The organism is Rossellomorea vietnamensis (assembly GCF_008180615.1).
In the GTDB taxonomy this organism is placed as follows: domain Bacteria; phylum Bacillota; class Bacilli; order Bacillales; family Bacillaceae_B; genus Rossellomorea; species Rossellomorea vietnamensis_D.
Genome location: NZ_VTEH01000010.1, coordinates 112,186 through 122,873, shown reverse-complemented (window position 1 = coordinate 122,873; position 10,688 = coordinate 112,186). Strand labels below are relative to the sequence as shown.

The following is a 10,688-nucleotide window of genomic DNA, read 5'->3' as shown; positions in this document are numbered from 1 at the left end:
TCTGCCTTATGAATAGACCGAACGAAGGAATGTACGCGCTAGACGCCAAGAGACATGGGAGGGTACGTCATCATAAGAATAGCAGAGATCCAAGGTGCATCACATAGGTAATGAGAGTTAATGATTTCCAATTAGCTCTAGCGAAGCGTTAGGATGATTTTACAAATTCTTATAGATTTAGAAAATCCTGATTATTAGTAACAAAGAAAAAAATTTTATAGTTGTTAAAAACTGCTTTAAACGTTGATACTCCAACATTTCTAGAGGGAGGCTCACCGCCCGCCCCGCGGAGTCGTCCGCCTGGAGCGGAAATCCATTACCTATCATTTGCAACAATCATTGCGAAAACGGCCTATAAAAAAGCGGGAGCGGCTGTTTCGAACCGGCTTCTGTTCATGACTATTGCTTTACTCTCTTTAGGTGCTTCAATCCCTCACGCTTGCTCAACGGCCGTAACTCTTCTCTTTCAATAAAAGCGGCAACCTTGTCGGGAGCGGTTTTGGAATACTCTCTCAGCGCCCACCCAATGGCTTTTTCTATAAAAAATTCTTTGGAGGAAGCATGCTGCTTAATATAAGAGAACAATCTTTCTTCATCTGTTCCTTCCTTATAACTCAGCTGGTAAAGGAGGGCCGTCCGGTTGAGCCAAAAGTTGTCCGAAGCAATCCACTTTTCCAGAAACAGTTCCCCCTCCAACGGATGTTTCCTTATCATGAAACCGGCTAGCCGCGATGCAATCGTGTCGATTGTATCCCACCAGGATTTAGTGACAATGAGCTCCTCCATTAACGAAAGGTGAACCGGCTGGAGCCTGCTTCGATTTTTATCCAGCAGAGCCAGGGCCAGGTATTGAAATTCACGTTCCGGCTGTTCCCAAAGTGTCCTTGCGATTTCAGGCAGTTCCTCAAGCGAAGGTGTACCATTCTCCTTCAGAAAGTCTCTCAGCAATATCTTGCGCTCCGGTGTCCTGATTCCCAAAAAATCGAATTGATTTCGCATATAGGCCTTCATGGGTCCTGCATTCTCTTTATTTGCATGTCCTTTAAAATAAGCAATCAGTCTTTGTGAATAGGTCACTTGTCAGCCTCCTCCTTTTTTGGTGTGCACTGAAAGCATAGAATCGTTTTTGAAGCGGGATCATGGACGCCATTGAAAAAACCATCCAGGCAGTAGAGCGGCTCTCCACATTTCTTGCAATCTCCAATATATTCTTTCATCCTTCCATCTCTCTCAGATAATAGATATAATCTGTTGAACACCCGGGATGTCCCTGCTGACGCAGCATTGCACTTATATTTCCCCGGTGATAAGTACCGTGATTCACCAGGTGCTGAAGCAGCTCTTCCTCATCATTTGTGAACTCTTCTCCTATTGAAGTGCTATACCTGACTTTCCGATTTAAATTGGAGCTGTCGGCTATAAAGCTTTCTATCTCCTGATGCAGTTCCTGGAAAGCTTTCCGGTAATCTTGCGGTGATGACAGGGGTTCCCCTTTTATAGGATAATTCTTGTTCATCCTCCCGTACCACAAGCAGTCCACTTCATACTGATGCTGAAAGGTCTCCTTTATGGATGGAAACACACTAGTGATTTCTGCGGAAAAGCTATCCGGCACTTCTGTTTCGATATAACAAAGCAGTTTATCAGTTGCCCATGCGTGATAATTGAAAAGCTTGGCCATGCTTATCATCATTTTTCCTCCAATAGACGTATTCAATAACTGCTTCTGCATGTAGGGGGTGTATTCCTTTGAAAAGTTTGAAAACAGAAATTTGCACCCCATAAAAAAACCTTGGATCTCAACCAATCCAAGGTTTTTGTCCATCATCCACTCTATGATGTCTTGTTTTTATATAAAATCATTACACTATAAGAAAATATGGTGCTTGAAAACTTGAGTTCTACTACCTCGATTGCAGGATCATTCAGAAACTCATTTACCTTATTATCCAAACTTTCTTCCGTCCAGCCAGTAATCGTTTTAACCTTCATCATGTCCTCCTTGGGCACTCTTTTTTCAGTTTTTGCTTATATAAGTGTATACGTTTATAAACCTTGAAAAGTTTCAATAGTTCGATAGTGAATACTCAGAGTCTATCAACCACTTCCCGTAATAAAAAAGAAAAACCTGAACCACGGCAGGTTTCAGGTTAAGACAAAACTCGCTATATTTTTGATGAAGCCGTTTCAGCACGGGCTCCTCTTGCAATCAAACCACGCATGAAACGCTGGCATTGCGGAAGCGCATAGCCGACAACCGATCCAAGGAAGAAGGCAATGATGACGGTCCCTATTCCCACTGGTCCGCCAAGCAGCCAGCCCAGCACGAATACCGCCACTTCAATTCCGTTTCGTACCCATTGAATCTTCCATCCTGTTTTCTCCACAATCAGCAGCATCAGGCTGTCCCGCGGGCCGGCGCCAAAGTCTGCTGAAACATAAAGCCCTATGCCGTAACCAATGATGATGGTTCCTGCAGCAAATAAGATGCTCTGCACCACAATCGAAGAAGTGTCAGGGATGATAAAGTTGAAAAAATCTATAAATAAACCAATTAACAGCATATTGAGGAATGCACCGATTTTAGGAAACGTCTTCGTCGCCAGCCCGGTTACAAGCAGGAGGATAAGCCCGGCAATGATGGACCACGTTCCAATCGTCAGACCGAATTTAAGGAACAGTCCATAGTGGAAAACATCCCAAGGCCCTATGCCAAGGTCCTTTCCTTTAATCGTCAACGTAATTCCGAATGCCAATACTAATAGTCCGATGGTGAAGAACGACCAGCGTAACCCGTATTCTCTGTTCATGTTATCCCATCCTAAATGTTAGTTTGCCACCCGAAATACTTTATCATATATTGATAGTTTAATAAACACCTGTTCTTTGGGAAACGAGCTCGATCACTTCTCCATCAGGTCCTTTGTAAAAAATGACAGTTAGGCCGCTATCTAAACTATATGGACCCTCCAGTGGTTTCAGACCGCATTCCTCTATGTGGTCCATCCAATAAGCGAGGTCCTCGACTTCCCACGCAAGATGAAGATTAGAAGAACCTGTGATTTGCTCACTGTTCTCTATCAACTCAATAACAACGGAACCGCAGGTCAGGAAGACAATCTTTTCCTCCCCCAGCTTAAGGCAGCTTCCAGCCTTTAACCTAAATATTTTTTCATAGAAGGCAGCGGACCGTTCAAGATTCTCCCACCTCTATCCCCGCATGATGCCAATTCATGAATGAGCTCTTTCTGACATAATCAAATTCGCATCACCGAATTCATGCCAAAGATAACCTTTCTTCAATGCCTCCCTATATGCCGCAAACAATCGATGTGGAGAGGTGAACGCTGACAGCATTTCAAGATGGGTCGCCTCCGGTTCGTGCAGACCAGTAACAAGGCCGTCGACTGCTTTTAATTGATGATCTTTTTTAATATAAAGGTTTGTAATCCCTTCTGTCGCGGTAAGGCGGCCAGCGTCATCTGCTGCTGTTTCCAACGCCCGGACGACAGTGGTCCCGACAGCAATGACACGGCCTTTAGCCTCCTTCACAGAGTTGACTAATTCAGCCGTCTCCTCGGAAATATGAAAAGCTTCCGGATGCTTGTTTGGATCCGGCCAGCGGTCTTTTCCGTAGTAGCTCAATCCGGTATGAAGTGTCAGAAATGCCGTCTCCACTCCTTTTTCTTTCAGTTTATCGAACATCTTCCATGAGAATGCCCTGCCTGCTGATGCCATTTCAACAGAGCCGGGAACAGAAGCATAGGCAGTCTGGTAAGCCTCAAGCGGCCAGTCAGATTCAATATACTCATAGCGAATCGGTTCACCATATCTGTAAATATAGTCCAACAGCTCAGCACCTTCAATGGAAAAGGAGATAGTGATTAACGGCTTGTCAGCGGCATTTCCGGTGATGACCGCTTTCACTCCATTTACCAAGGTAAATTCATAGCCAGCTGAATACAAGCCTCCCCAAATAAGTGCTTCCCACGTTCTCCCATCTAATTGTCTCGACAACCTGATTTCCGCTTCCCGGTTACAAGCCTTTGCCTTGAGGACTGCAGGGATGGTGCGGCTGTTGTTAAAAATAAGAAGGTCTCCTTTTTCAAGGAAGTCAGGAAGAGAAGAGAATCGCTCATGATACACCCCTTCCCCATCCATGACCATCAAGCGCACATCGTCTCTGCCCCTGCCCCGTAATTCAGCCGGCACTTTTGCATTAAGAGACTGAGGAACTTCGAATGCATTGGAGATCGCTCCCATCAGATTACCTCCTCATCAGAGTTAAAATTTTGAGCTTCGAATCTTCGCCCATTCACTCCTGATGATTGGTCTGAGGCCAGGTAGAGAAAGACAGCGACTGCGTCTGCCGGATCAGCCAATTCATAATCACATTGAGGCACGGCTTTATCATGCATCTCGGTATCCATCTCTCCGGGATCCACCATGTTTATCCGCACCCCCGTATCTTCGAGTTCATCTGCCCATGTCTGGGTCATACCTTCCACTGCAAATTTGCTGATTCCGTAAGCTCCCCATTCCGCAAACCCTGTTTTACCCGCTTCTGAAGTCAGATTGATGATGGATCCTGTTTTACGTGACAGCATACCTGGAAGAACCCGCTTGGTCATCAAGAGTGGATTCATGGTATTGACCCTCATCACTTCTTGAAACTCTTCATGCGTGTAATCCAACAGCAGGCAAGGCCCTTTGCCGAACACAGAAGCATTATTGATCAGGACATCAACTCTTCCATAAGTGCCTTCCGTAATCGATACAAACCGTTCAACATCCCTAGGGTTGGCAGCATCCGCAGCTACAGCCACCACCTCTGCACCCGCCCTTTCAAGTTCATGCTGTACTTCTTTCAGCTTTTCCTCTCCTCTTGCACAAATCGCAAGCTTAGCTCCCCGCCTGGCAAAAGCAAATGCCAGCTCTCTCCCCAAACCCTTTGAAGCTCCAGTAATCATGACCACTTTCTCTTTACTCATTCTAAAATCCCCTTTCGATTCTGTTGTTACCATCATTATATGGATGGCCAGCCGCCGGCAAATCGGGTAATAGAAAGAGACGGCCTTCCCTAATTTGCCTGAGCCTCCTCTGCGACTTTTGACCGAAACATCTTCATCTGCTTCAACCCGGGTGTGTGGATCACTTAAGAGTGAACAATCCAATTAACAATGTACTTTTGCAAAAAAACGAACATTAAAGGTAGATTATTAATTTATATTCGTGTTATACTAAAACCAACAATTAAAAACGACGAAAGCAGTGACTGGCGAAGCTGTGGAACCAACCACAAGGGAGCTGCTTTTTTAAAAGCTACTAGCCGTTCGCCTGGGCTGAGGCTGATTTTCTGGACACCTTTTCAGGTAGATGTATGTCCTTTAAATCAGCCTCTTTTCTTGTTCTGAAATCAGCCAATTCAACAATAACCAGGAGGGAATATAATGACAGTGAAAGAAAAGATAATTCTGGATGGCAGCCGTGTCGCAACTGCAGTAAAAGAGGAACTGAAGTCAAGAGTGGAAAACCTGAAAGAAAACGGAATCACCCCTTGTCTCGCCACAGTGCTGGTTGGTGATGATCCTTCTTCGGCCACTTACGTCAAAATGAAAGGAAATGCGTGTGAGCGCCTCGGCATCCTTTCTAAAAAAATCACCCTTCCCAATGACACTACAACAGAAGAATTATTGGAAACGATTCAATCACTGAATGAAGACGAAGGCGTGCACGGAATCCTTCTTCAACATCCTGTTCCCCCTCAAATAGATGAGCGGGCTGCTTTTGAAGCGATCGCAATTGAAAAAGACGTAGATGGTGTCACTTCGCTTGGCTTCGGCCAGACTTCTCTTGGATTCGGAACGTATCCTTCCTGCACACCTGCAGCAATATTGGAAATCATGGATTTTTATGAACTGCCGATCGAAGGGAAGCATGCTGTTGTTATCGGAAGGAGCCCCATCCTTGGCAAACCTGTTTCCATGATGCTCCTGAATCGGAACGCAACGGTGACAACCTGTCATTCTTATACAGAAAACCTGGAAGACATCGTTAAAGGAGCAGATATCGTCGTAGCGGCTGTCGGAAAACCCAACTTCGTCAAAGGCTCCTGGATTAAAGAAGGAGCCATGGTCCTGGACGCCGGCTACAACAAAGGCAACGTCGGTGATGTCGACTACGAAGAATGCTTGAAACGAGCGGACGCCATCACACCTGTACCCGGCGGCGTCGGTCCTGTAACCATTTCCATGCTGCTGAAGCAAACCGTTGAAGCGGCGGAAAAACTTATCTAGTATATCAGCCTCTGCAAATGCAGGGGCTTTTTTGTTTTACTGTGAGCTGCTTTGTGCCCGATGTAGCAGACGCACCAACAACAGGAACCACCCTCAACTTTGGCCATTCGACAAAAACCGGGTGGTGACTGTCACCAAGAGCATATTTATCCTCATTTTGGAAACTATAGGCTTATCAGTATAGTTTAGGAGGATTATGATGACATCAGTTAATGAAAAAGTTATGAATGAGCAGCCGGAGCCTTACTGGAGAGAGTCTGTCAGCTTTGACAGCTATCCGCCCCTTTCTCAGGATACTGAGGTGGAAATTGCGATTGTCGGGGGAGGTATTGCGGGTATTACAGCGGGATATGAACTCGCCAAACAAGGGAAGAAGGTAGCCATCATTGAGGCAGGGAGCATCCTTAACGGGACCACGGGCCATACGACAGCGAAGATCACCGCTCAGCACGGGCTTATTTATGATGAGCTCATCCAGCATTTTGGAGTGGATCTGACAAAAACGTACTATCAAGCAAACGATGACGCTCTTCAATACATAAAAAAGAATGTAAGAGACCTGCAAATCGAGTGTGATTTGACCGAAGAGGATGCGTATGTGTACAGCATTACAGAGAAGTATGACCAAAAGGTAAGACAGGAGTTCATTGCCTATAACAAACTCGGTATCGATGGCGAACTGGTAGAAAAGCTTCCTATCGACCTGGATATCAAATCGGCTGTCGTAATGAAAAAACAAGCCCAATACCATCCATTGAAATATTTAAAAGCTCTTGTGGAAGAGTTCACTAAAAACGGCGGCACTATTTATGAAAATACAACGGCCGTTGATATCCAGGAAGGAAGCAGCCCAACGGTTATAACCAGAGAAGGCCGCAAAGTAAATTGCAGCAACGTTTTAATCTGCTCACACTTTCCTTTCTTTGACGGAAAAGGCTTTTACTTCGCGAAAATGTATGCCAGCCGCTCCTACATCCTCGGAGTGAAGGCAAAAAAAGAATTTCCGGGAGGCATGTATCTCAATGCGGAAAATCCAACCCGCTCTCTCCGGTTTACCGATGTCAACGGCGAGAAACTCATTCTCGTTGGAGGCGAGGACCATAAAACCGGCCAAGGGAAAGATACCGTCAAGCATTATGAGGCATTAGAGGAGTACGTTGAATCTGTTCTCGGGATCGAAGAACTTTCTTACCGATGGTCCGCACAAGACTTAATCTCAGTTGATAAAGTTCCCTATATCGGGCAATTGACGGCAAACCATAAAAACATCTTTGTTGCGACAGGCTTTAAAAAATGGGGAATGACCTCGGGAACAGCAGCTGGCATGATTCTTTCTGACCTTATCATCAAGAAGTCGAGCCCTTATGAAGAAATCTTCAGTCCTTCCCGCTTTGTCGCAGATCCAAGCATCAAACATTACCTGGAATACAACGGTGATGTCGCGAAGCACCTGATCAAAGGCAAGATCACTCCTGCCTCGAAGTCTCCGGCAGACTTGGAGAATGGCGAAGGAGCTCACGTCTCCGTCAATGGACAAAAAGGCGGGGCTTTCAAAGATGAAGACGGAACTCTTCATATCGTAGACACAACTTGTACGCATATGGGGTGCGAGGTCGATTGGAACCATGGGGAACGGACGTGGGACTGCCCTTGTCATGGATCACGGTTCTCGATTGATGGAGAAGTGCTGGAAGGGCCGGCGAATAAGCCTTTGAAGAAGCTGAAGTATTAATGATGCTATTATTCGGGTGGGTGCGTTGCCTCGAGGATAATGGTTTGGTCAGCCTACCGGCGGAAACCAGCCGTTTATCGGCAATTTCAGCAACTTTATCGGCGGAAAAAATTTTTTATCGGCGCTTTTCCAAGGTTTATCGGCGGAAAACCTCAATTTATCGGCACAACCAATTCAACAGACCAAACACCCTCCCGCATTCATAAGAAATAAAAAAGGGGCATCTCTCAGCCAAGAGATGCCCCTTTTCATTATTAATCCTGAAATCGATTCTTTTTCTTCTTTGCGTCACCAGTCGTGAATTCGACCATTTCGGTGCTCGTCCGGTTACCTTTTTTCTGGTTGTCGTTGCGCTGTGCGTTTCCATTGCCTGACTTTGTGCGTCCCATGTTCATCTCTCCTTTTAGGTCTTACAATCATAGTATGAAGAGAACCCTATGGAATTATGCAGGCCGGTACAGAGACTGTCTCCGTTTTCACCTGGGCGCGATAGGAAAGCAGGGATTCCTGTATGATGTGATTTGTAAAGTTTCTGTCTATCTCCGGAATCAGATCTTTTGCTATGCACCAGGCATTTTCTTCAATCTGCAGGGCAATTCGTTTTCGTTCATACTCATCGGAGGAATCCAGCCTGTCTGCAAGTTCCTCGAGTTCATTATCTCCCGCGTGGCCCAATTCGTGGGCAAAAACCACAGTAAAGTATTCATAAAAATGATCCAGTGTCGAAAACAGGATTTTACACTGTCTTTTGATTTCATCGATATACATCGTAATTGTATGAGTGCCCATATTGTATTTTCCGCCGGCAATCCGCTTACCTGGAAAGTCCTTCGCCAGCATCACATTGACGCTGCTGCCCGCTCTCGCTTGCAAGGTACTTGTGATTTGCTGCAATTTACTATCCATTTCCAAATCCAAACACACCTTTTTTAAGAATTGGCTTTCAGAAATCCATACACCCCATTATATTCATCTCCCAATCATACATGAATCTTTTCGGTCAAAAGCCCTCACTCTCTTTATCGCCACATTCTTATTACAATAACCGGTTTAGGGCACAAAAAAACGTATTAGACAGACAGGCAAGCCCGGTCGTCTAATACGTGGTCCATGCTTTCTCATATTTCTGGATCAAATTCGGGTTGATCAATGTGTTGATTTCCAGCTTCACTTCTTTACCATTCTCATCTGTTATCGAGGAATCAATGTCTTTTCCAAAGGCACCTAAGCCATTCAGCACTTCTTCCGTTAAAAACTTTGTCTCCACCTCTATATCCAGCTCCGATAGAGATCGTTTTTCCCGTGAAGCCAGAACGAATCCCCAGTCTCCGAAGCTTGGTACATCAACATGAAGGTTCGCTGTATTCAGTCCCGCTGCCTGAATGGTTTTATCAATGCTCCAATACACTTCGGTCGCAAAAGTCGGGCTGGTACTCTGCACCATGATCGTGCCTCCCGGGGGGAGATGGTTGCGGATCAGCTGATAGAATTCCAATGTGTACAGCTTATTTAATGATTCATTATTGGGATCGGGCAGGTCGACTAAAATGACATCATAAAGATCTGAGGACTTTTCCATAAAGTTAAAGGCATCCTGATTGATGACCTGGACACGCTCATCTTCAAAGGCATGTCCGTTCAGCTCAGCGATAGAAGGGTTCTCTTTGGCCAGCTCCACAACACGGGGATCAAGATCCACAAGTGTGATCTGCTTGACCTCATCATATTTTCTCAACTCCCTGATGGCGAGTCCGTCCCCGCCGCCCAGGATAAGAATATTCTCTCTTCTTTCCGCACCGGCCATAGCCGGATGGACCAGGGTTTCATGATACCGGTATTCATCTGCTGAACTGAATTGCAGCTGTCCGTCCAGGAACATCCGCAGATCGCCTTGTTCTTTCGTCAAAATGATTTGCTGATAATTTGTATTCTCGGAAAAAACGATAGGGTCACGGTACAATTTTTGCTCAAAAGAAAAGGCCATTTCCTCTCCCCAGAAAACTCCTGACAATAAAAAGATGAATACCGTGATGCCCGCAGCAGCATGTTTCTTCAAGGATTTGATTTCATCCTTAAAATACACGATGAGCCAAAGGGCGACAATAACATTCACCAAGGCAACAACAAAAGCTGTTTTCACTAAACCCAATTGAGGTCTCAGCAGATAGACAAACAGCAGCCCGCCAATCAGACCGCCCGCATAATCGGAAAAGAGCACCCTTGCAGTACTGCGGCTCAACGTTTCTCCAATTTCATTTGCTTTTCTAATCAGTATCGGAAGCTCCACACCCGTTAATGCCCCCACGATCGCTGTTACAGCATAGAGGAAAAAGGCGTCCGTTCCCTCACCCAAAAACGCTGTCACTCCGAATAAGATAAATACGGACAACCCGCCAATCAAGCCGATGAGCAATTCAATCCAAATAAAAGAGACGATAAGATTCTTGGTCACCTTTTCGCTGACAGAAGCGCCGATCCCCATCCCTGTCAAAAAGAGCGAAATGGTTAAGGTATATTGCTTCACTCCGTCTCCAAGAATATAAGATCCCGCGGCACCAAACAGGACTTCAAAGATGATCCCGCAAATCGAGACAATCCCTGAAGCCCAATAAATTGCTTTCGTTTTTCGAATTCCTTCGTTTTCCACTGATAAGTCCCCT

11 protein-coding genes, 1 pseudogene and 1 riboswitch are annotated in these 10,688 nt (G+C 45.5%); of the genes and pseudogenes, 2 read left to right on the top strand and 10 right to left on the bottom strand.

Annotation, left to right across the window (positions count from 1 at the left end; all coding sequences use genetic code 11):
* Positions 1-399: 399 nt before the first annotated feature.
* The 7 genes and pseudogenes from FZC79_RS13460 to FZC79_RS13435 all read right to left on the bottom strand — a co-directional run bounded on the left by FZC79_RS13460 (position 400) and on the right by FZC79_RS13435 (position 4,991).
* Positions 400-1,077, bottom strand: a complete 678-nt coding sequence (locus FZC79_RS13460; protein ID WP_252183325.1) for a DNA alkylation repair protein — start codon at positions 1,075-1,077, stop codon at positions 400-402.
* Between the two features lie 136 nt (positions 1,078-1,213).
* Positions 1,214-1,693, bottom strand: a complete 480-nt coding sequence (locus FZC79_RS13455; RefSeq protein WP_187442776.1) for a DinB family protein — start codon at positions 1,691-1,693, stop codon at positions 1,214-1,216.
* Positions 1,694-1,833: 140 nt separating this feature from the next.
* Positions 1,834-1,995: a hypothetical protein gene (locus FZC79_RS23185; protein WP_187442777.1), complete on the bottom strand. Its 162-nt coding sequence runs from the start codon at positions 1,993-1,995 to the stop codon at positions 1,834-1,836.
* A 170-nt stretch (positions 1,996-2,165) separates the two neighbouring features.
* On the bottom strand, positions 2,166-2,810 hold the full coding sequence (locus FZC79_RS13450; protein ID WP_148947287.1) for a YczE/YyaS/YitT family protein: 645 nt from the start codon (positions 2,808-2,810) through the stop codon (positions 2,166-2,168).
* 58 nt (positions 2,811-2,868) lie between these two features.
* Positions 2,869-3,192: pseudogene (locus FZC79_RS24015) on the bottom strand (VOC family protein); the annotation flags it as partial.
* A 39-nt stretch (positions 3,193-3,231) separates the two neighbouring features.
* The gene (locus FZC79_RS13440) at positions 3,232-4,263 is read right to left on the bottom strand and encodes an S-adenosylmethionine:tRNA ribosyltransferase-isomerase (RefSeq protein ID WP_148947285.1); all 1,032 of its coding nucleotides are present in this window, start codon (positions 4,261-4,263) and stop codon (positions 3,232-3,234) included.
* A complete protein-coding gene (locus tag FZC79_RS13435; RefSeq protein WP_187442775.1) occupies positions 4,263-4,991 on the bottom strand; it encodes an SDR family NAD(P)-dependent oxidoreductase in 729 nt (242 codons plus the stop codon). Before FZC79_RS13435 ends, FZC79_RS13440 begins: the two co-directional genes overlap by 1 nt.
* A 270-nt stretch (positions 4,992-5,261) precedes the next feature.
* A riboswitch (ZMP/ZTP riboswitch) is annotated at positions 5,262-5,350 on the top strand.
* Between the two features lie 100 nt (positions 5,351-5,450).
* Here FZC79_RS13435 and FZC79_RS13430 point away from each other — a divergent pair.
* Positions 5,451-6,296, top strand: coding sequence for a bifunctional 5,10-methylenetetrahydrofolate dehydrogenase/5,10-methenyltetrahydrofolate cyclohydrolase (locus FZC79_RS13430; protein WP_286365370.1), 846 nt, complete (start codon positions 5,451-5,453; stop codon positions 6,294-6,296).
* 199 nt (positions 6,297-6,495) lie between these two features.
* A complete protein-coding gene (locus tag FZC79_RS13425) occupies positions 6,496-8,028 on the top strand; it encodes an FAD-dependent oxidoreductase (RefSeq protein WP_148947284.1) in 1,533 nt (510 codons plus the stop codon).
* A gap of 254 nt (positions 8,029-8,282) precedes the next feature.
* Here the strand turns inward: FZC79_RS13425 and FZC79_RS23860 are convergent, their stop codons facing one another.
* The 3 genes from FZC79_RS23860 to FZC79_RS13415 form a co-directional block, all read right to left on the bottom strand.
* On the bottom strand, positions 8,283-8,417 hold the full coding sequence (locus FZC79_RS23860; RefSeq protein WP_262372167.1) for a hypothetical protein: 135 nt from the start codon (positions 8,415-8,417) through the stop codon (positions 8,283-8,285).
* A gap of 46 nt (positions 8,418-8,463) precedes the next feature.
* The gene (locus FZC79_RS13420) at positions 8,464-8,934 is read right to left on the bottom strand and encodes a hypothetical protein (protein WP_148939528.1); all 471 of its coding nucleotides are present in this window, start codon (positions 8,932-8,934) and stop codon (positions 8,464-8,466) included.
* Positions 8,935-9,124: 190 nt separating this feature from the next.
* Entirely contained in the window at positions 9,125-10,675 is a 1,551-nt protein-coding gene (locus FZC79_RS13415; RefSeq protein WP_148947283.1) for a polyamine aminopropyltransferase, read from the bottom strand.
* Positions 10,676-10,688: the final 13 nt, after the last annotated feature.

Excerpts from the sequence above, each read along its gene's own strand:
- FZC79_RS13455 (WP_187442776.1), bottom strand. The coding sequence starts at position 1,693 with ATGATGATAAGCATGGCCAAGCTTTTCAATTATCACGCATGGGCAACT.
- FZC79_RS23185 (WP_187442777.1), bottom strand. The coding sequence starts at position 1,995 with ATGATGAAGGTTAAAACGATTACTGGCTGGACGGAAGAAAGTTTGGAT.
- FZC79_RS13450 (WP_148947287.1), bottom strand. The coding sequence starts at position 2,810 with ATGAACAGAGAATACGGGTTACGCTGGTCGTTCTTCACCATCGGACTA.
- FZC79_RS13440 (WP_148947285.1), bottom strand. The coding sequence starts at position 4,263 with ATGGGAGCGATCTCCAATGCATTCGAAGTTCCTCAGTCTCTTAATGCA.
- FZC79_RS13435 (WP_187442775.1), bottom strand. The coding sequence starts at position 4,991 with ATGAGTAAAGAGAAAGTGGTCATGATTACTGGAGCTTCAAAGGGTTTG.
- FZC79_RS13430 (WP_286365370.1), top strand. The coding sequence starts at position 5,451 with ATGACAGTGAAAGAAAAGATAATTCTGGATGGCAGCCGTGTCGCAACT.
- FZC79_RS13425 (WP_148947284.1), top strand. The coding sequence starts at position 6,496 with ATGACATCAGTTAATGAAAAAGTTATGAATGAGCAGCCGGAGCCTTAC.
- FZC79_RS23860 (WP_262372167.1), bottom strand. The coding sequence starts at position 8,417 with ATGGGACGCACAAAGTCAGGCAATGGAAACGCACAGCGCAACGACAAC.
- FZC79_RS13420 (WP_148939528.1), bottom strand. The coding sequence starts at position 8,934 with ATGGATAGTAAATTGCAGCAAATCACAAGTACCTTGCAAGCGAGAGCG.